The 20487-nt window shown below is 40.1% G+C and carries 22 protein-coding genes, 1 rRNA gene and 2 pseudogenes; 24 read left to right on the top strand and 1 reads right to left on the bottom strand.

Annotation, left to right across the window (positions count from 1 at the left end; translation table 11 throughout):
• Nucleotides 1-306: 306 nt before the first annotated feature.
• The 8 genes from RDY04_RS09020 to rpsI all read left to right on the top strand — a co-directional run bounded on the left by RDY04_RS09020 (nucleotide 307) and on the right by rpsI (nucleotide 5141).
• Nucleotides 307-459, top strand: coding sequence for a hypothetical protein (locus RDY04_RS09020; protein ID WP_303953280.1), 153 nt, complete (start codon nucleotides 307-309; stop codon nucleotides 457-459).
• 57 nt (nucleotides 460-516) lie between these two features.
• Entirely contained in the window at nucleotides 517-723 is a 207-nt protein-coding gene (locus RDY04_RS09025) for a hypothetical protein (RefSeq protein ID WP_303953283.1), read from the top strand.
• 361 nt (nucleotides 724-1084) lie between these two features.
• Nucleotides 1085-1828 carry a 23S rRNA (guanosine(2251)-2'-O)-methyltransferase RlmB gene (gene rlmB / locus RDY04_RS09030; RefSeq protein ID WP_303953285.1) on the top strand — a complete coding sequence of 248 codons (744 nt, stop codon included), beginning with the start codon at nucleotides 1085-1087 and terminating at the stop codon, nucleotides 1826-1828.
• Nucleotides 1829-1830: 2 nt separating this feature from the next.
• Nucleotides 1831-2346 (top strand): NYN domain-containing protein, encoded by a 516-nt coding sequence (locus RDY04_RS09035; protein ID WP_303953287.1) that lies wholly within the window; start codon nucleotides 1831-1833, stop codon nucleotides 2344-2346.
• An 8-nt stretch (nucleotides 2347-2354) separates the two neighbouring features.
• On the top strand, nucleotides 2355-3215 hold the full coding sequence (locus tag RDY04_RS09040; RefSeq protein WP_303953290.1) for a DegV family protein: 861 nt from the start codon (nucleotides 2355-2357) through the stop codon (nucleotides 3213-3215).
• Between the two features lie 629 nt (nucleotides 3216-3844).
• A complete protein-coding gene (locus tag RDY04_RS09045; RefSeq protein WP_303953293.1) occupies nucleotides 3845-4033 on the top strand; it encodes a helix-turn-helix transcriptional regulator in 189 nt (62 codons plus the stop codon).
• A gap of 241 nt (nucleotides 4034-4274) precedes the next feature.
• Complete coding sequence (gene rplM / locus RDY04_RS09050) at nucleotides 4275-4721, top strand: 50S ribosomal protein L13 (protein ID WP_002886374.1); 447 nt, start codon at nucleotides 4275-4277, stop codon at nucleotides 4719-4721.
• A gap of 27 nt (nucleotides 4722-4748) precedes the next feature.
• Nucleotides 4749-5141 (top strand): 30S ribosomal protein S9, encoded by a 393-nt coding sequence (rpsI, locus tag RDY04_RS09055; RefSeq protein ID WP_002888293.1) that lies wholly within the window; start codon nucleotides 4749-4751, stop codon nucleotides 5139-5141.
• A gap of 109 nt (nucleotides 5142-5250) precedes the next feature.
• On the opposite strand, the pseudogene RDY04_RS09060 reads toward rpsI, so the two are convergent.
• A pseudogene (locus RDY04_RS09060) lies at nucleotides 5251-5433 on the bottom strand (tyrosine-type recombinase/integrase); the annotation flags it as partial.
• Here RDY04_RS09060 and RDY04_RS09065 point away from each other — a divergent pair.
• From RDY04_RS09065 to RDY04_RS09140, 16 genes and pseudogenes are all read left to right on the top strand, one after another.
• Complete coding sequence (locus RDY04_RS09065) at nucleotides 5363-5602, top strand: hypothetical protein (RefSeq protein WP_303953308.1); 240 nt, start codon at nucleotides 5363-5365, stop codon at nucleotides 5600-5602. The pseudogene RDY04_RS09060 and the gene RDY04_RS09065 sit on opposite strands and share 71 nt — an antisense overlap.
• A 211-nt stretch (nucleotides 5603-5813) precedes the next feature.
• Nucleotides 5814-6413, top strand: a pseudogene (locus RDY04_RS09070) (transposase); the annotation flags it as partial.
• A gap of 144 nt (nucleotides 6414-6557) precedes the next feature.
• The gene (locus RDY04_RS09075) at nucleotides 6558-7775 is read left to right on the top strand and encodes a CapA family protein (RefSeq protein WP_303953343.1); all 1218 of its coding nucleotides are present in this window, start codon (nucleotides 6558-6560) and stop codon (nucleotides 7773-7775) included.
• 321 nt (nucleotides 7776-8096) lie between these two features.
• Nucleotides 8097-8363: an ACT domain-containing protein gene (locus tag RDY04_RS09080; RefSeq protein WP_049545087.1), complete on the top strand. Its 267-nt coding sequence runs from the start codon at nucleotides 8097-8099 to the stop codon at nucleotides 8361-8363.
• Nucleotides 8364-8380: 17 nt separating this feature from the next.
• Entirely contained in the window at nucleotides 8381-9718 is a 1338-nt protein-coding gene (locus RDY04_RS09085) for a PFL family protein (protein ID WP_303953313.1), read from the top strand.
• A gap of 116 nt (nucleotides 9719-9834) precedes the next feature.
• On the top strand, nucleotides 9835-10539 hold the full coding sequence (locus tag RDY04_RS09090) for a histidine phosphatase family protein (RefSeq protein WP_303953316.1): 705 nt from the start codon (nucleotides 9835-9837) through the stop codon (nucleotides 10537-10539).
• The gene (locus RDY04_RS09095; RefSeq protein WP_295494240.1) at nucleotides 10526-11323 is read left to right on the top strand and encodes a M15 family metallopeptidase; all 798 of its coding nucleotides are present in this window, start codon (nucleotides 10526-10528) and stop codon (nucleotides 11321-11323) included. The genes RDY04_RS09090 and RDY04_RS09095 overlap by 14 nt, the downstream gene beginning before the upstream one ends.
• Nucleotides 11320-11901, top strand: a complete 582-nt coding sequence (locus tag RDY04_RS09100; protein ID WP_303953320.1) for a glycoside hydrolase family 73 protein — start codon at nucleotides 11320-11322, stop codon at nucleotides 11899-11901. Before RDY04_RS09095 ends, RDY04_RS09100 begins: the two co-directional genes overlap by 4 nt.
• A gap of 192 nt (nucleotides 11902-12093) precedes the next feature.
• On the top strand, nucleotides 12094-13128 hold the full coding sequence (gene hrcA, locus RDY04_RS09105) for a heat-inducible transcriptional repressor HrcA (protein WP_303953323.1): 1035 nt from the start codon (nucleotides 12094-12096) through the stop codon (nucleotides 13126-13128).
• 39 nt (nucleotides 13129-13167) lie between these two features.
• The gene (grpE, locus tag RDY04_RS09110; RefSeq protein WP_303953326.1) at nucleotides 13168-13692 is read left to right on the top strand and encodes a nucleotide exchange factor GrpE; all 525 of its coding nucleotides are present in this window, start codon (nucleotides 13168-13170) and stop codon (nucleotides 13690-13692) included.
• A gap of 85 nt (nucleotides 13693-13777) precedes the next feature.
• Nucleotides 13778-15601, top strand: a complete 1824-nt coding sequence (gene dnaK / locus RDY04_RS09115; protein WP_303953329.1) for a molecular chaperone DnaK — start codon at nucleotides 13778-13780, stop codon at nucleotides 15599-15601.
• A 477-nt stretch (nucleotides 15602-16078) separates the two neighbouring features.
• Nucleotides 16079-17212, top strand: coding sequence for a molecular chaperone DnaJ (gene dnaJ / locus RDY04_RS09120; RefSeq protein ID WP_303953332.1), 1134 nt, complete (start codon nucleotides 16079-16081; stop codon nucleotides 17210-17212).
• A gap of 105 nt (nucleotides 17213-17317) precedes the next feature.
• Nucleotides 17318-18064: a tRNA pseudouridine(38-40) synthase TruA gene (truA, locus tag RDY04_RS09125; RefSeq protein WP_303953334.1), complete on the top strand. Its 747-nt coding sequence runs from the start codon at nucleotides 17318-17320 to the stop codon at nucleotides 18062-18064.
• Complete coding sequence (locus tag RDY04_RS09130) at nucleotides 18057-18818, top strand: bifunctional hydroxymethylpyrimidine kinase/phosphomethylpyrimidine kinase (protein ID WP_303953337.1); 762 nt, start codon at nucleotides 18057-18059, stop codon at nucleotides 18816-18818. The genes truA and RDY04_RS09130 overlap by 8 nt, the downstream gene beginning before the upstream one ends.
• Entirely contained in the window at nucleotides 18808-19278 is a 471-nt protein-coding gene (locus RDY04_RS09135) for an ECF transporter S component (protein WP_303953340.1), read from the top strand. The genes RDY04_RS09130 and RDY04_RS09135 overlap by 11 nt, the downstream gene beginning before the upstream one ends.
• Before the next feature lie 385 nt (nucleotides 19279-19663).
• A 16S ribosomal RNA gene (locus tag RDY04_RS09140) occupies nucleotides 19664-20487 on the top strand; the annotation flags it as partial.

A 20487-nucleotide genomic window follows, 5' to 3' on the forward strand; every position in this document is an offset into this window, starting at 1 on the left:
TTATCGGCTTACAGCCGGTGTACAAGCCACCCGTTTTCACGGGTGGTTATGACTTGAAATTAATCTAGATTGTGCAAAATAACCGAAGTTTCAAAAACAAGATTGTTTGAATAGCAAAGTAATTCAGTGTCTTAATAATAAAAATGAGATAAAACTAATGTTTAGAGACTCTAAAATGAGGAAATTAAGGAGTGTCTGACACGTGTAACCCCGATACTATAACGTTTTCAATAAAAATCTTTTGACAGAAAGTTAAATAAGTCTATAATGTTAGTAAATGAGTCTATATCAAAAATGAGGAGATGAATGGAAATAGCTAAGAAAAAAGTTTTCTATACAACTTTTGCTGTTTTGATTTTATCTAGTTTTATGTTGCAAACAGGTAAATCAGACGAAGTTCAGGTGAAATCTGATGAAGCTAAAATAGATTATGTTAATAGTGAGGAATCAGCTCCGTAAGTTGATTTTTCTTCAGTTGAAGCCAAGGCAGAACCAACCAATCAAGTAAGCTCAGTGGTGACCTCAACGTCATTGATGGTTGTCTCTTCAAGTGAGACAGATGAGGGTCTTCTTGAGGTACATTCTCAAGTTGATACTGTAGAGACGAGTGTTTCTATGACTACACCTCATTCAGAAGAGGCTCGTGTCCAAGCTTTTGGTGAGGATCAATCAGTAGCTGCATCAGAGCGAGGAGATGCAAGTGCAACATCTGAAGTGGCTTAAGAAACTGCTAGCTCTCTTACATCGACAACTGCAGAAATAAGTTCAGTTGGATAAAAATATAGAGTGAGAGTTTGACCTATTTGTCAAAAGTAACCTTTACAGACGGACTTATCTCAGCGATTTCCGGAAACAGTTCAACAAGCACAGGCTCAATCGACATCTTCCAAGCAGTAGGTAAAACCATTACCTAGGCTGCGAGAAAGATTGTGGAATCAATTGCAGATCCAGATACAATTGGTAAGCAGGCTTTAGCTGCTGCAACGCTTGTTCTCGTTCTTCTAGTGCTTTATCTAGTAGCAATTACATTTATTTAACATGCTTTGCCCTCGTAAGAGGGCTTTTTTTATGATAGAATGGGCATATGAAAACAACTAAAGAATCAAGCCTAGACATTGTTTATGGTGTACATGCCGTAACAGAGAGTCTAGAAGCTAATACTGGAAACAAACTCTATATTCAAGAAGATCTTCGAGGGAAAAATGTGGATGCTATTAAGACCTTGGCAGCTGAAAAGAAGGTCTCCATCTCTTGGACACCAAAGAAGACCTTGTCTGATATGACAGGTGGGGCTGTTCATCAAGGTTTTGTCCTTCGTGTGTCAGAGTTCGCTTACTCTGAGCTCTCAGTTATTATGGATAAGGCTGAGCAAGAGGAGAATCCTCTAGTCCTCATTTTAGATGGACTTAACGATCCTCATAACTTTGGATCTATCCTACGTACAGCTGATGCTACTCAGGTGACAGGAGTTATTATTCCTAAGCATCGTGCTGTGGGGGTAACACCTGTCGTTGCCAAGACATCAACAGGGGCTGTGGAGCATATTCCCATTGCTCGCGTGACTAATCTTAGCCAAACCCTTGATAAGCTCAAAGAAGCAGGCTTCTGGGTATTTGGTACAGATATGGATGGGACACCATCTCATAAATGGAACACAGCTGGCAAGCTTGCTCTTATCATTGGTAATGAAGGTAAGGGAATCTCTGCTAACATCAAGAAACAAGTTGATGAGATGATTACTATTCCTATGAGTGGTCATGTGCAGAGCCTTAACGCCAGTGTGGCAGCTGCAGTTCTCATGTATGAAGTTTATCGAAACCGATTGTAACTATGAAAAAAAGAATACTTCTGGTTGATGGTTATAATATGATTGCCTTTTGGCAAGAAACCCGTCAACTCTTTAAGGCCAATCAGCTTGATCAAGCTCGTGAAACACTGATTCGTAAGCTCAATCATTATGCCAACTTTGAGCATATTGATATCATCTGTGTGTTTGATGCCCAGTTTGTTCCAGGGAGCCGTCAGCGCTATGATCAGTACCGTGTCAGTGTTATTTTTACTGAGGAAGACGAGACAGCCGATAGCTATATTGAGCGCTCAGCAGCTGAAATGAATACTGTTCAAAATCTAGTTGAAGTAGCAACTAGTGACTTGAATGAACAGTGGGCCATCTTTTCTCAAGGAGCTTTACGTGTTTCAGCGCGTGAGTTGGAAGAGCGTGTTAATACTGTTAAGTCGGATTTAGACAAGATGTCGGCGCATATTGACTTAACAACCCCAAAGTTACGTCCATGGGACGAAACACAATTAGGAAAATTACAGAACCTTTTAAATGAAATAGAATAGAGGGATATATGACATTTAAAATTTTGACAGATTCAACAGCAGATCTAGATGAAAAATGGGCTCAGGAGAATGATGTTGAACTTATTGGTCTGACCATTACGCTTGATGATACTACTTATGAGACCGTTGGTCCCAATCGATTAACGAGTGACCGTCTGTTGGAAGCTATGCAAGAAGGAGGTCAGCCGACCACAAGTCAGGTGAATGTTGGTCAATTTGAAGAGGTTTTTCGTCGTCATGCCCAAAATGGTGATGCTCTTCTCTATATTGCCTTCTCATCAGTGCTTTCAGGTACTTATCAAAGTGCCGTTATGGCGCGTGACATGATTTTAGATGAGCATCCAGAAGCTGTCATTGAGATTGTAGATACCCTGGCGGCAGCAGGTGGGGAAGGTTATCTCTCTATTTTGGCGGCAGAAGCTCGTGACCAAGGTAAGAGCTTATCCGAAACGAAAGCCATGATTGAGGACATTCTGCCACGTTTACGAACCTATTTCTTAGTTGATGATCTCTATCATCTTATGCGTGGGGGTCGTCTTTCTAAGAGTTCAGCAATTATTGGTAGTTTGATTAATATCAAGCCTCTTCTTTGGCTAGACGCTTCAGGTAAGTTGGTTCCTTTGGCTAAAATCCGTGGACGTAAAAAAGCCATTAAAGAAATGGTCCTGCATGCTACTCAGGATATTGGACATAGCACAGCGATTGTCGCTTATGCTAATGATTTTGCAGCTGCGGAGAATCTAAAAGAACAATTGTTAGCAGTTGACGGCATTGAACAAGTTCTTATTATGCCACTTGGGCCAGTTATTTCTACCCATGTCGGACCAGATACTTTAGCCGTCTTTACGATTGGCGAGGAAGCTAGATAGAAAAAATCAGATAGGTTTTCCTATCTGATTTTTTTCGTTGTCTGAAATGATGTATTAATAGAAAATAAGAAGATCAATCATACAAAATGAATAGTATATTTAACATGATGTAAAATAATGCTGTAATAAATCTATAGAATGGAGGAAAGAAAATGGAGAAGTCAAAGAAAAAGTAGCTAGCACGATGGATGAACGTGCTCAGTTAATCAGTGTAGAATCTGCTTCTGGAGGTTATGGGGTAGCCATGCTTGGTATATTTGTAGCGATTATGGTTACTGGTAAGACACACTCCGTAGACTTAGCTCAATCATTATTATTCATTACCTTCTTTGGTTCTATGTGCTTGGTCGTAGTGCATAGCGTATCACGAAATGGGTATCCATGGTTACTGGACAAAAAATTGAGAAGACAGTGTTCATATTATCCTGGGTAATGTTGCTGGATGGAGCTTTTGTATCGCCAATGTATCTACTAATTTTAGTACAGTCGTTTAGATTAGGTAAGAATCCTATGGGCAGTGTATCATCTTTGACATTGTGTCTGACTATATGCTATGACGGATTGGTTATCATCAAAAAATCAGGAAAAACCGTCTGGAAGAACTAGAAGACGAAGCGTAGGTTTTTTAAATGAAAAATTTAAAATTAAAGTCAGCACGTGTGGCAAAAGACCTCACTCAACAAGGCTTAGCAGATGCTATAGGAGTCTCTCGCCAGATCATCTCAGCTATTGAAAAGGGAGACTACAATCCGACCATAGATTTGTACATTGCCATCTGTAAAACATTAGACCAGCTTTTTTGGGAAGCTGAGGACTAGTTTGCATCCCTTAGAGGAGAGGTTGCTGGGGGGATTCTATTACCTAACTTATAAAACGGGAGCTAAAAAAATAAAAGAAAAAACACCACAAAATGACTTGCCTTGGACGTGTTTTTTTGATATTATGTTAAACGGTATTGTTTACCCCATTTGAAAGGCCCCGGAACCTTCCAAATACTTTTCGATGGGAAGGAACACCCATCACCCGTAAACAAAAATCGAACTATATATAGGAGAAATCATGAACAAAACAACATTTATGGCTAAACCAGGCCAAGTTGAACGTAAATGGTATGTCGTTGACGCAACTGATGTGCCACTTGGACGTCTTTCTGCAGTAGTTGCTAGCGTACTTCGCGGAAAAAACAAACCAACTTTTACACCACACACTGATACAGGTGATTTCGTAATCGTTATTAATGCTGAAAAAGTTAAATTGACTGGTAAAAAAGCAACTGATAAGATCTACTACACTCACTCAATGTATCCAGGTGGATTGAAACAAATCTCAGCAGGTGAACTTCGTTCTAAAAATGCTGTTCGTTTGATCGAAAAATCAGTTAAAGGTATGCTTCCACACAACACTCTTGGACGCGCACAAGGTATGAAATTGAAAGTCTTCGTTGGCGGTGAGCACACTCACGCTGCACAACAACCAGAAGTACTTGATATCTCAGGACTTATCTAATTCTAAGAGGAAAGGAGCACTAATATAATGGCACAAGCACAATATGCAGGTACAGGACGCCGTAAAAACGCTGTTGCACGCGTACGTTTGGTTCCAGGTACTGGTAAAATCACTGTTAACAAAAAAGATGTAGAAGAATACATCCCACACGCAGACCTTCGTCTCGTTATCAACCAACCTTTCGCAGTTACTTCAACTGAAGGTTCATACGACGTACACGTTAACGTTGTAGGTGGTGGATACGCTGGTCAATCAGGTGCGATCCGTCACGGTATCGCTCGTGCACTTCTTCAAGTAGATCCAGACTTCCGCGATTCATTGAAACGCGCTGGACTTCTTACTCGTGATGCACGTATGGTTGAACGTAAGAAACCAGGTCTTAAGAAAGCTCGTAAAGCTTCACAATTCTCAAAACGTTAATCAATACGATTATATCAACGTTTACAGACATTCAAGAGTATTCTCTTGGATGTCTTTTTTTGTTCAAAATTCGAGAGTTTCCACCAAAGTTTCCACCAATTTTCCATCATTACTTTTTCAAGCTACGAAATGCAATATCGCCTACTGTCCGATTAACTATATCTTTTGTATTTACATAAGTTTTTGTAATTTCTTTATTACTATGAGTAAGTGCTTCTGAAATGGCTTCAAGAGAAACGTCTGCTTGTTTAGCAAGAGTAGCACCAGTATGTCTTAGTTTGTGTGGAGAAGCTGTTTACTCAAAGTCTAATAACTACGGTAATAATGATCAACGTATTGAAGATGATTTGATTGCTAATGGTAAAAAAGCTGCAAATGATAAAGCAGAAGCAGCTAAAGAAAACAAATCTGGTTCTAAAGCAGAAGCTAAAACTCTTCCAAACATAGCAGCTGTTAAATAATTAATTGTTATTGCTGAAAAGAATATCACTGGGGCTTAGGCTTCGGTGGTATTTTTCTATAGATAAAGAAAAGGATTTCATATTTCATGAGTAGTCATAATCGTAAATCTACTGGATCTCTCAAAAAAACTGATTGTTGGGATTTCAGCCTTAGTGATTGCTACTTTGGCGATTTTCCTTGGATTCCAGTATATGTCGCCAAAGGCGTCATCTTCAAAAAGGGATTACACCAGTTTTCCCTTACACTAGACCCAGAGGTAAGAAAGATTTTTTACGTCCAAGAGACTTTGTCTATGACGAACATTTTGATTGTTATCTTTGTCCAGAGAACCAAGTGTTAACTTATCGTACAACGACACGTGAAGGATATAGAGAATATAAAAGCAATCCTAAAATTTGTAAGACCTGTCCCTTGTTAGCGATTTGTACTGAAAGTCGCCAGCACCAAAAAGTTGTTGTGCGTCATATTTGGAAAGATGCCCTAGAAGTCTGTGAAGATATTCGCCATCAAAGTGGTATGAAAGAACGGTATCAATACCGGAAAGAAACGATAGAACGGTTATTCGGAACAGCTAAAGAATATCATAACTTACGATATACCAGAGAAAAAGGAAAGTCCAAAATAGAAGATAAGGTTGGGCTTACTTTAGCGTGTCTAAATATCAAAAAATTGGTAAAAATGATGACAGGAAAGACCTGTTATTTTACCCAAATACCTCAATATTATTGGATTATGGTAGAATTGGGTAAGAATATAAAAAAGACAAACATCGTTTTTGATGTTTGTCTTCATTCTGACTCTACTTCATAAGAAGTAGAGTTTTTTGTCTTATCTGAGAATAACTTCTGTTTTTACAATTATCAAGGTAGTGAGATGTAACCGTTTATTAATCTTTTTTATCATCTATGGATAACATTTTTTTGTTACACTAGGAGTATGAAAAAGGAGATTATGATGAAACAGATCCAAGCTAAAAAGCATGACAATGCGATGACTAATAAGATTTTGATGGGGTTGATTACTCTTGTCTTAGGTTTGCTTTTTCTTGAAATTTTGATTATTCATAGTAAAAATGAGCAGCAAAAGAGTGCTTCGAATCAAGTACAGACAGCACGTATCATGGCTAATGGGGACTTACTTTATCATGACGGTCTCTATATGAGTGCCTTGCAGGCAGATGGCAGTTATGATTTTACGGAGAATTTTACTTATGTGAAGCCGTGGTTAAAGCAGGCTGATTTGGTCTTGGGTGATTTCGAGGGAACGATTAATCCTGATTATCCTTTGTCAGGCTACCCTCTGTTTAATGCTCCTCAATCAGTGACAGCAGCTATTAAGGATGCCGGCTATGATGTTATGGATTTGGCCCATAATCATATTTTGGACTCTGGTTTAGAGGGAGCTTTTACAACGGTTGATGCTTTTAAAAAAGTGGGAATTGATCCTATTGGTGTTTACGAAAAGCCGGTACGAGACAAGGCGCCACTCCTCATCAAGAATGTTAATGGGATCAAAATTGCAATACTTTCCTATGCTTACGGTTACAATGGCCTAGAGTCGAATTTGACGGATAAAGAGGTTGCAGACCACTTATCGAATTTGGATGAAAAACGTATGAAAGCTGAGATTCAGCGTGCAGAAAACGAAGCAGATATCACGGTCATCATGCCTCAGATGGGTGTTGAATATCGTTTGGAGCCGACAGATGAACAGATAACACTTTACCATAAGATGATTGATTGGGGTGCCGATATTATCTTTGGAGGTCACCCTCATGTGGTTGAGCCTTCTGAGGTGGTTAAAAAGGATGGACAGCAAAAACTTATTATTTACTCAATGGGGAATTTCATTTCTAACCAACGAATAGAGACCATGGATGGTGTGGATAGTGCAGAGTGGACAGAGAGAGGTGTCTTGATGGATGTGACTCTTGAGAAAAAGAATGGTCAAACCACGATTAAGACTGCTCAAGCACATCCGACTTGGGTTAACCGTACGCCTAAAGGAATAATTTCGCCAGAGGGATATCCTTTATATACTTATCAAACCTATATTTTAGAGGATTTCATTAAAGGTGGAAAATACAGAAATAAACTAGATGAAGAAACCAAAGAGCGTATAGATGCTGCCTATAAAGAAATGAATGCCCACGTTAATTTAAAATGGCAATAAAGCTAAGATATCGCCTGGATTTGGCGATATTTTTTGTTTATCGACAAGTTACCCACAGACTTATCCACACCTGTGGATAAGTCTGTTGATAGTGTTGAATGTTGATTTTTCAAGGTTTTATAAGGAAGATATTATTTAGGTTGTGAACAAGTTTATCCACAAGTAGTTGGGTCAAAGAGAGGATGTTTTCATAAACGATATTAGTTAAATTCCTTGGAAACATTCGTCTTTTTCAAGAAAAAAGAGGCAATTTTCATAAAAAATAGCATTTTTAATCAAAATATGCTAAAATTATACAAAATAAAATGATGGAGGCTTCTCATGAAAGCGATTATTACAGTTGTAGGTAAGGATAAAGCGGGTATTGTTGCAGGTGTTGCGACTAAGGTTGCAGAGCTTGGCTTGAATATTGATGATATTTCTCAAACAGTCCTTGATGAATTCTTCACCATGATGGCGGTTGTATCATCGGAAGATAAGAAAGATTTTACACACCTACGTGCTGAATTGGAAGCCTTTGGTGAGTCATTGAACGTCAAAATCAACATCCAAAGCTCAGCGATTTTTGATGCTATGCACAACTTATAAGATAGGGGTAGTTGAAAATGGATATTAAACAGGTCACAGAAACCATTGCCATGATTGAGGAACAGAACTTTGATGTTCGTACTATCACCATGGGAATTTCACTCCTTGATTGTATTGATTCAGATATTGATAAGGCTGCAGAAAAGGTATACAACAAGATTGTATCTAAGGCTAAGAATTTGGTAGCTGTTGGTGACGAAATTGCGGCTGAACTTGGTATTCCTATTGTTAATAAACGTGTGTCTGTTACTCCGATCTCAATCATCGGTGCGGCAACAGATGCGACAGATTATGTACCTTTTGCCAAGGCACTAGACCGAGCAGCTAAGGAAATTGGCATTAACTTTATTGGTGGTTTCTCTGCATTAGTTCAAAAGGGATACCAAAAAGGTGATGAGATTCTTATTAATTCTATTCCACGTGCGCTTGCTGAGACTGATTTTGTCTGCTCATCTGTTAATATTGGTTCAACAAAAACTGGTATTAATATGACAGCGGTACGTGATATGGGACGTATCATTAAAGAGGCTTCTGAGGCAGATCCAATGGGTCCAGGGAAATTGGTTGTCTTTGCTAATGCGGTTGAAGATAATCCATTTATGGCAGGTGCCTTCCATGGTGTTGGCGAGGCTGATGTTGTAATCAATGTTGGGGTTTCAGGTCCTGGTGTTGTGCAACGTGCAGTTGAGAAAGTTCCAGGCGAAAGCTTCGATGTTCTAGCTGAAACAGTTAAGAAGACCGCCTTCAAAATCACACGTGTTGGTCAGTTGGTTGGTCAAATGGCCAGCGAACGCCTTGGTGTCGAGTTCGGTATTGTAGATTTGTCTCTTGCGCCAACACCAGCAGTGGGGGATTCGGTAGCTCGTGTCCTTGAAGCGATGGGGCTTGAAGTTGTTGGTACGCATGGTACTACTGCGGCTCTAGCTCTTCTTAATGACCAAGTTAAAAAAGGTGGTATCATGGCATGTAACCAGGTCGGTGGTTTGTCAGGTGCCTTTATCCCAGTTTCTGAAGATGAAGGAATGATTGCAGCGGTTCAATCTGGGCATATCAACCTTGAAAAATTAGAAGCCATGACGGCTATCTGTTCTGTTGGTCTAGACATGATTGCCATTCCTGCTGATACGCCGGATACAACAATTGCGGCCATGATTGCTGATGAAGCAGCTATTGGTGTTGTTAACCAGAAAACAACAGCTGTTCGTATTATTCCTTATGGTAAGGAAGGTGACATGTTGGAACTTGGAGGTCTTCTTGGCTATGCACCAGTAATGAAGGTGAACAAAGCTTCATCGGCTGACTTCATTGCGCGTGGTGGCCAAATCCCAGCCCCTGTTCACAGCTTTAAAAACTAAGCGGATGATAAATGCTTTGCCAATTGGTAAGGCATTTTCTGATGGTCTCGCTGGCTAGATAGTCGAGGGAATTTGTGCTATAATGAATTCAAAAAATGACGGAAAGAAGGGGTGCTATGAGTGAGGTTAAGTTGTATATTGCGAGACACGGCAAAACCATGTTTAACACCATTGGTCGTGCACAAGGTTGGTCTGATAGCCCTTTGACTCCGTTCGGTGAGGAAGGTATTCGTGAATTGGGGGTGGGTCTGAAAGCAGCAGGTATCCCTTTCAAGGCCGCATATTCTAGTGATTCAGGTCGAACGATTCAAACCATGGATATCGTTTTACGTGAGATGGGTTTGGAAACTATTCCTTATAAACGTGATAAACGTATTCGTGAGTGGTGTTTTGGTAGTTTAGATGGTGGCTATGACGGTGAACTTTTCTACGGTGTGCTACCGAGAACAGATGCTTTTCAAGGTAAGGATTTGCATGAGGTAACTTATCCTGAACTTGCACAAGGTATCCTTGATGTGGATACGGCTGGCTGGGCAGAGCCTTGGGAAGTGCTCAGAAAACGTATTTTAGAGGGATTCACAGCTATTGCTGAAGATCTTGAGAGGTCTGGTGGCGGTAATGCTATTGTCGTTAGTCACGGTATGACCATTGCAACCTTTGCTTGGTTAATTGATCCTTCTGTCGAGCATCCTTCGTTGGACAACGGTTCGGTTACTGTTGTTGCTTATGAAAATGGTAAATTTACATTAGAAGCACTTGGCGATATGACCTATCGTCAGGTTGGGCGAGAGATAATAGAAAAAGAAAATGGTAAAAAATAACTATCCAAGTCGCCGTCAGGCGAAAAAGCAAACCAACTGGTTTTTGGTTATCAGTAGTGTTTTGATTGCAGTTCTTTTAGTTGCAGCAGGACTTTATTCAGTATTTAGTGTCAGTCGTACAGTCCAACAAACCAATGGATCGTCAGTAACAAAAAGTAGTAAACAAGCTACCGATGCGACTCAAAGCAAGGATACAAAGGGACTACCTGATGTATCGCCTAAAGACTGGCAATTGCTTTTGGTAAATCGAGATAATAAGTCTAAAGAACTTAACCCTGAGATTGCTGATGTCGATGGTATTTCTGTAGATGCAAGAATTGCTAAGAACGTTAAGCAGTTTTTAGCAGCTGCTAAAGAAATTGATCCAAGTTATCACTTGATATCAGGTTATCGTAGTGTTGCTTATCAGACAGAACTTTATAACAGTTATGTTCAGCAGGAAATGGCTGCTGACCCAAGTTTGACGGAGTCTCAGGCGGAGAAAAAGGTTCAAACCTATTCACAACCACCAGGAGCGAGTGAACACCAGACGGGTCTTGCGATTGATATGAGTACTGTAGATAGCTTAAATGAAGCAGATCCAGATACAGTAGCTAAAGTTAAAGAGTTAGCGCCGAAATATGGCTTTGTTCTTCGTTTTCCAGATGGTAAAACATCGTCAACAGGTGTAGGCTACGAGGATTGGCATTTCCGCTATGTTGGTAAAGAGTCAGCAGAGTATATGACTGAACATAAACTTACTTTGGAGGAATATTTGGCATTATTAAAGGAGAAAGCTAAGTGAGACGACGTTTTAAACTAAAAGCCTTCATTACCTTAGTTGTTGTTTTTGCTTTAGGTGTTCTCTTGCCTTTGATTCTTCATGCCTCTACAGATGATAATGCTCGTTCGGTAAAGGTTGCTTACACACGGCAAGAATTTATTGAGACCCTAGCTCCAATAGCTCAAAAGATGTCTAAAAACTATGGTGTACCTGCGTCTATTCTCCTTAGTCAAGCTGCATATGAGTCGAATTATGGTAGCAGTCTTTTATCTGTTAAATATCATAACATCTACAGTCTCCCTGCTCAGCCAGGTCAAGAACGTATTCGTTTAAAGGATAGTATCTACAGTAAAGGGAAATGGCAATACCAAAAGGTGGATTTTGCAGTTTTTAAGGATTGGTCAAGTTCTATGATGACTTATTTAGAAGAACTTCGCCAAGGAACGTGGGGCGGGTCAACCTATAAAGAGGTGGCTGGAACGACTAGTTATAAAGTTGCGGCAGAAAAACTACAAGCTGCGGGTTTTAGCAGTGATCCAGATTACGCCAAACACCTCATATCTATTATTGAGACCTATCATTTGTCAAAATATGATTGATAAGATTAGAGTGCCTCTGAGGTACTCTTTTTTTGCTTTTCTAGGTCTTAAGATGTATTTTTAGCACTCTTTTTATAAGAGTGCTAATTTTTGGGTTTTTGGGGTTGACATGTTCAAGTTTAGGTGTATAATAGAATCATAAGTTAGCAGTCGATATGTTAGAGTGCTAATAAATAGAAATGAGGTGACATCGTGATTACGCAAAGGCAAAACACTATTTTGAATTTGATAGTTGAGATGTTCACTCGTACACATGAACCGGTTGGTTCTAAAGCGTTACAAGAATCAATTGATTCGAGTTCAGCGACCATTCGTAATGACATGGCCAAGCTTGAAAAGATGGGCTATCTTGAAAAAGCTCATACCTCTAGTGGGCGTATGCCAAGCCGAGCAGGTTTCCAGTATTTCGTTGCTAATTCTTTGAATCTTGATACGATTGATGAACAAGATATTTATCAAGTGGTCAAGGCCTTTGATTTTGAAGCCTTTAAACTTGAAGATATCTTGGATGCAGCGGCGAAGCTGCTGGCAGAAATGACAGGATGTACAGCAGTGATTCAAGATGTGGAACCGACACGACAACGTCTGACTGGATTTGACATTGTTCATCTATCCAATCACGATGCTTTAGCGGTTCTTACTCTAGATGAATCTAAGCCGGTGACAGTTCAATTTGCTATTCCAAAAAATTTCTTGTCTAGTGATTTGGCAACTTTTCATAGGCTTGTTCAAGAACGTTTTTTGGGAAACACTGTCTTAGATATCCATTACCGATTGAGAACTGAGATTCCTCAGATTGTGCAAAAGTATTTCAAAATAACAGATAATGTTCTAGATTTGTTTGATTATATCTTTTCACAACTTTTTAAGGAATTAATTTTCATCGAAGGTAAGGTTGCATCACTGACTTATGCCGACTTAAAAACCTATCAATTTTTGGACAATCCACAACATGTGGCACTTGAGCTTCGATCAGCTATCTCCGATGATGAAGTAACCAAGATTTCGGTTGCAGAATCAACTGAAGAAGCGCTTGAAAATGTCACAGTTATGAGTCATAAATTCCTGATTCCTTATCGTGGGATGGCACTCATGCATGTGATTGGTCCAGTTGAAATGGATTATCGTCGCATGATTAGTTTGGTCAATGTTATTAGTAGAGTTTTGGTTATGAAGTTGACGGATTATTACCGTTATCTCAATAGTAACCATTATGAAGTTAATTAATCTATAACGTTTTAAAAAGTATAGAAAGAGGTGAATGCCTTGACTGAAGATATTAAAAAAGAAGAAGTAAAAGAAGAGGAAGCTACCGAGACAACTGAAGAAGTTGTAGAAGAAACAAGGGAAACTTCTGAGCTTGAAGAAGCACAAGCGCGTGCGGAGGAGTTTGAAAATAAATACCTTCGTGCCCATGCAGAGATGCAAAATATTCAACGCCGTGCTAATGAAGAACGTCAACAATTACAAAAGTATCGTAGCCAAGATTTGGCAAAAGCAATCTTGCCATCACTTGATAACCTTGAACGTGCTCTTGCCGTTGAGGGCTTGACTGATGATGTCAAAAAAGGTTTGGAAATGGTGCAAGAAAGTTTAGTGCATGCTCTTAAAGAGGAAGGAATCGAAGAAATTCCAGCTGATGGTGATTTCGATCATAACTTCCACATGGCGATTCAAACAATGCCTGCAGATGATGAACATCCAGCAGACACGATTGCACAAGTTTTCCAAAAAGGGTATAAACTCCACGAACGCGTTTTACGCCCAGCTATGGTAGTTGTATATAATTAATTGAAAACTTGTCCGAAATGACAGAAAACTATGAATGAAAGATAAAAAAGCAAAATAGAAATTAAAGTAAAAAGGGGAAAAACATATGTCTAAAATTATTGGTATTGACTTAGGTACAACAAACTCAGCAGTTGCAGTTCTTGAAGGAACTGAATCAAAAATTATCGCAAACCCAGAAGGTAACCGCACAACTCCATCTGTTGTGTCATTCAAAAACGGTGAAATCATCGTTGGTGACGCTGCAAAACGTCAAGCAGTAACAAACCCAGATACAATCATCTCTATCAAATCTAAGATGGGTACTTCTGAAAAAGTTTCTGCAAACGGTAAAGAATACACACCACAAGAGATTTCAGCTATGATTCTTCAATACTTGAAAGGTTATGCTGAAGATTATCTTGGTGAAAAAGTAACTAAAGCAGTTATCACAGTTCCTGCTTACTTCAACGATGCACAACGTCAAGCAACAAAAGACGCTGGTAAAATCGCTGGTCTTGAAGTAGAACGTATCGTCAACGAACCAACAGCAGCAGCCCTTGCTTACGGTTTGGATAAGACTGATAAAGAAGAAAAAATCTTGGTGTTCGACCTTGGTGGTGGTACATTCGACGTATCTATCCTTGAACTTGGTGACGGTGTCTTTGACGTATTGGCAACTGCAGGGGATAACAAACTCGGTGGTGATGACTTTGACCAAAAAATCATCGACCACATGGTTGAAGAATTCAAGAAAGAAAATGGAATCGACTTGTCAACAGACAAGATGGCTCTTCAACGTTTGAAAGACGCAGCTGAAAAAGCTAAGAAAGACCTTTCTGGTGTCACTTCAACACAAATCAGCTTGCCATTCATCACTGCCGGTGAGTCTGGACCTCTTCACTTGGAAATGACATTGACTCGTGCGAAATTCGATGATTTGACTCGTGACCTTGTCGAACGTACGAAAACTCCAGTTCGTCAAGCCCTTTCAGATGCAGGCTTGAGCTTGTCAGATATTGACGAAGTTATCCTTGTCGGTGGTTCAACTCGTATCCCTGCCGTTGTAGAAGCTGTTAAAGCCGAAACTGGTAAAGAACCAAACAAATCAGTTAACCCTGATGAAGTAGTTGCCATGGGTGCTGCTATCCAAGGTGGTGTTATCACTGGTGATGTCAAAGACGTTGTCCTTCTTGATGTAACTCCATTGTCACTTGGTATCGAAACAATGGGTGGAGTATTCACAAAACTTATTGACCGCAACACTACTATTCCAACATCTAAATCACAAGTCTTCTCAACTGCAGCAGATAACCAACCAGCCGTTGATATCCACGTTCTTCAAGGGGAACGCCCAATGGCAGCAGATAACAAGACTCTTGGACGTTTCCAATTGACTGATATCCCAGCTGCACCTCGTGGTATTCCACAAATCGAAGTTACTTTCGATATTGATAAGAACGGTATCGTATCTGTTAAAGCGAAAGATCTTGGAACTCAAAAAGAACAAACAATTGTTATCCAATCTAACTCTGGTTTGACAGACGAAGAAATTGAAAAGATGATGAAAGATGCTGAAGCAAATGCTGAAGCAGATGCAAAACGTAAAGAAGAAGTAGATCTTCGTAACGAAGTTGACCAAGCTATCTTTGCGACTGAAAAAACAATCAAAGAAACAGAAGGTAAAGGCTTCGACACAGAACGTGATGCTGCTCAATCAGCTCTTGATGACCTTAAGAAAGCTCAAGAATCAGGCAATCTTGATGACATGAAGGCTAAATTGGAAGCTCTTAACGAAAAAGCTCAAGCTCTTGCAGTTAAACTTTACGAACAAGCTGCAGCAGCACAACAAGCTCAAGCAGGAGCAGAAGGTGCACAAACAGCAGATAACTCAGGCGACGATGTCGTAGACGGAGAGTTTACTGAAAAATAAGATGCAAAGTCCGTTAAAAACTCGCGGTGAAAATAGGAAATCCGACGCGGAAACTTTAGTTTCTAGGAAGGTTTCCTATTTCACCAAGAGGTTAGGACGTGCTCGATTTGGTAAGATGTTGAGGCGTTAGGAAAACGAAAGAAAAATAGGAAGTCATCGCCTTGTGCGGTGAGCAAAAGATGGTGTATCTTTTTTCCGAAGTTTTTAGCCAAAATTCAGTTGAGCTTAGCTAGTAAATGATAAAAAGAAATCCAGAGGTTGCAAACCAGCCTCTGTTTTTCGCTAAAATAAGTGAATATAAGATATAGTTTTACTTCGTATCATAACAAATAAATATAGAAAGGAACAAAGAGTGTTCGTCATTGAACACGGGCTATGGATTAAGCCAAAAAGAAAGTTGGTTTCAAGGAACCGATAGTTTATCTTCAAAACTATTACTTTGGCTTTCTCCATTAGATGCCCTTTGTATCTAAAATCATGAACAATACCGAATATTACGATCGTCTTGGGGTATCTAAGGATGCCTCTCAAGATGAAATTAAACGTGCCTATCGTAAGATGTCTAAGAAATACCACCCAGACATTAATAAAGAACCAGGTGCGGAAGAAAAATATAAAGAGGTCCAAGAAGCCTACGAAACTTTAAGTGATGACCAAAAACGTGCAGCCTATGACCAATACGGACCAGATGGTGCGAATGGTTTTGGTGGTCAAGGAGGCTTTGGAGGCTTCGATGGTGGTGCAGGCTTTGGAGGCTTTGAGGATATATTCTCTAGCTTCTTTGGTGGTGGTGCTACTCGTAACCCAAATGCTCCACGTCAAGGTGATGATCTTCAGTACCGTGTCAACCTAAGCTTCGAAGAGGCGATTTTTGGTGCCGAAAAAGAAGTTCGCTACAATCGTGAAGCGACATGTAAGGCATGTTCAGGATCTGGTGCAAAACCTGGAACAAGCCCTGTAACTTGTGGTCGCTGTCATGGTCAAGGGGTTATCAATGTTGATACGCAAACACCACTTGGTATGATGCGTCGTCAAGTAACCTGTGATGTCTGTCATGGAACAGGTCAAGAAATTAAAGAGCCATGTCAAACTTGTCACGGAACAGGACATGAAAAACAAAGCCATAAAGTATCTGTCAAGATTCCAGCAGGTGTTGAAACAGGTCAACAAATCCGTCTTGCGGGTCAAGGTGAAGCTGGTTTCAATGGTGGTCCTTATGGAGACCTCTTTGTAATCATCAATGTTAATCCAAGCGATAAGTTTACTCGTGATGGATCAACAATTTACTATACACTTAACATTTCCTTTGTCCAAGCAGCCCTTGGTGACACTGTCGAAGTACCAACAGTTCACGGAAATGTTGAGATGACCATTCCGGCAGGAACTCAAACAGGCAAAACTTTCCGTCTAAAAGGAAAGGGTGCTCCACGTCTTCGTGGAGGTTCACAAGGAGATCAACACGTTACAGTTAAGATTGTAACTCCTACGAAGCTAAATGATGCTCAAAAAGAAGCTCTCCTTGCATTCGCCAAAGCAAGTGGTGATGAAAAAATCGCACCACAGAAAAAAGGTTTCTTCAATAAAGTAAAGGATGCCTTAGAAGATTTATAAAGGAAGGACGCTTAAGGCGTCTTTTTCTTTATGTCAAAAATTGCATGGGGTCAGTTGCTAATCGACCTACTTTTTATCCTTGAAAAAATCTGATATGATAATTTTATGGTTAGATACAAAGCGACAATTTCCTATGATGGTACACTTTTCTCAGGTTTTCAAAGACAACCAAATGCACGTTCTATTCAAGAAGAACTTGAAAAGACTCTCTTACGGTTAAGTAGTGGTACGCCTGTCACTGTTCATGGAGCGGGTCGTACAGATGCAGGTGTTCATGCCTATGGACAAGTTATTCACTTCGATTTACCCCAGGAGCGGGATCCAGAGAAGTTACGTTTCGGTTTAGATACACAGTGTCCAGATGATATTGACATTGTTAGTATCGAGCTGGTATCGGAGGAATTCCATGCACGTTATAACAAGCATAGTAAAACCTATGAGTTCCTAGTAGATGCAGGGCGACCTAAGAACCCCATGATGCGTAATTATGCTACCCACTATCCCTACCCTCTAAGTCTAGCTCCTATGCAAGAGGCTGCTAAGGATTTAATTGGTACACATGATTTTACAGGCTTCACAGCTTCGGGAACTTCTGTAGAAAATAAAGTACGCACAATTACACAAGCTAGTGTATCTATCGATGAGAAAACTGGATTTTATATCTTTACTTTTTCTGGAAATGGTTTTCTCTATAAGCAAGTTAGAAATATGGTCGGTACCTTGTTGAAGATTGGCAATGGTCGCATGCCTGTTTCGCAAGTTAAGACAGTGTTGGAAAGTCGTGATCGTAATCTTGCAGGACCAACGGCAGCAGGAAATGGGTTATATTTGAAGGAGATAAGATATGAGTGATGAATTGATTTTAGCGATTTCAGGGAATGATATTTTTAGTGGTGGCGGGCTTCATGCGGATTTAGCGACATTTACCACAAATAAACAGCATGGATTTTTAGCTCTTACCTGTCTAACAGCAATGACTGAGAATGGTTTTGAGGTCATTCCGATTGATACTAATGTTTTTAAACAACAACTTGACTCACTAAAAGATGTCCCATTTTCAGCAATTAAAATTGGTTTGTTGCCTAACGTTGAAATCGCAGAATTAACGTTGGATTTTGTTAAAAACCATTCTGATATTCCAATTGTCTTGGATCCCGTTTTAGTATGTAAGGAGACTCATGACGTTGAAGTTTCTCAACTACGTGATGAATTGGTTAAATTTTTCCCTTATATCACTGTTATCACTCCGAACTTACCTGAAGTCGAACTGCTAATAGATAGAAAGGTCAAGACTCTTGATGACATGAAGCATGCGGGTAGCTATCTCAATGAATTAGGTGCTAAGACTGTCGTTGTCAAAGGTGGAAACCGCTTGGATGGTAATAAAGCGATAGATGTCTTTTATGATGGAACAGACTACAAATTGTTTGAAGAAGCTGTGCTAGACAAAAACAATACCGGTGCAGGATGTACATTTGCTTCAAGTATAGCTAGTGAATTAGTTAAAGGATGTTCAGAAACTGAAGCTGTGGCAAATGCTAAAGCCTTTGTTTATGAATCAATTAAACAATCAAATGAATTTGGAGTAGTTCAATATGCAAAATAAGAAAACAAAAGAGCTAACATTATTAGCTATCTTAACAGCTTTATCAGTGACCTTTGGATTCGTAGCGAAAATTCCAACTCCAACAGGTCTCTTAACTTTGGTAGATGCAGGAATCTATTTCACAGCTTTCTATCTTGGCAAGAAGGAAGGGGCAATTGTGGGAGGACTATCTGCTTTTTTGATAGATCTGCTATCATCTGCTCCGCAATGGATGTTTATCAGTTTGTTAATCCATGGTGCACAAGGTTATTTTGCTGGATTTAAAGGTAACTATCGTGTCCTAGGTCTTATGATTGCTACAATTGTGATGGTGGGTGGCTATGCACTTGCTTCAGTATTTATGTATGGAACAGGAGCTTCAATTGCAGAAGTGATTCCTAATTTCTGCCAAAATGCTCTTGGCCTAGTCGTTGGATGGGTATTGTATCAAGGATTCAAAAAAGTTCAATCAAACAAATGACAACAGATTTGCGATAAACCTCTTGATAGCTATCCAAAAGGGTGTTAAGATATAAAAGTTGTCTTAAGTGATTTGTCTCTAACTCGTAAAGGTTCCAAAACTTTAAAAAAGTTATTGACAAGACAAGATAGAGATGATATTATAAATAAGCTGTTTCGGAAGAGACGGCTAACGCCGAGAAGTAAAAAAACTTTAAAAAAGGTGTTGACAAGTTATTCTATCTTTGGTAGAATATAGAAGTTGTCTCAAGAGAGGCAAAGACCTTTGAGAACTGAATAAGAAACCAAGTGCAGGGTTATGATAGAAGAAATTATAACCTGTCAATTTACAAGAATAAATCGTCAGACGACGGTAATGAGTTAACGCTCGAACAATTATTAAAATTTTTAATGAGAGTTTGATCCTGGCTCAGGACGAACGCTGGCGGCGTGCCTAATACATGCAAGTAGAACGCTGAAGAGAGGAGCTTGCTCTTCTTGGATGAGTTGCGAACGGGTGAGTAACGCGTAGGTAACCTGCCTTGTAGCGGGGGATAACTATTGGAAACGATAGCTAATACCGCATAACAATGGATGACACATGTCATTTATTTGAAAGGGGCAATTGCTCCACTACAAGATGGACCTGCGTTGTATTAGCTAGTAGGTGAGGTAACGGCTCACCTAGGCGACGATACATAGCCGACCTGAGAGGGTGATCGGCCACACTGGGACTGAGACACGGCCCAGACTCCTACGGGAGGCAGCAGTAGGGAATCTTCGGCAATGGGGGCAACCCTGACCGAGCAACGCCGCGTGAGTGAAGAAGGTTTTCGGATCGTAAAGCTCTGTTGTAAGTCAAGAACGAGTGTGAGAGTGGAAAGTTCACACTGTGACGGTAGCTTACCAGAAAGGGACGGCTAACTACGTGCCAGCAGCCGCGGTAATACGTAGGTCCCGAGCGTTGTCCGGATTTATTGGGCGTAAAGCGAGCGCAGGCGGTTTGATAAGTCTGAAGTTAAAGGCTGTGGCTCAACCATAGTTCGCTTTGGAAACTGTCAAACTTGAGTGCAGAAGGGGAGAGTGGAATTCCATGTGTAGCGGTGAAATGCGTAGATATATGGAGGAACACCGGTGGCGAAAGCGGCTCTCTGGTCTGTAACTGACGCTGAGGCTCGAAAGCGTGGGGAGCGAACAGGATTAGATACCCTGGTAGTCCACGCCGTAAACG

It is taken from the genome of uncultured Streptococcus sp., from assembly GCF_902463925.1.
Lineage (GTDB): Bacteria > Bacillota > Bacilli > Lactobacillales > Streptococcaceae > Streptococcus.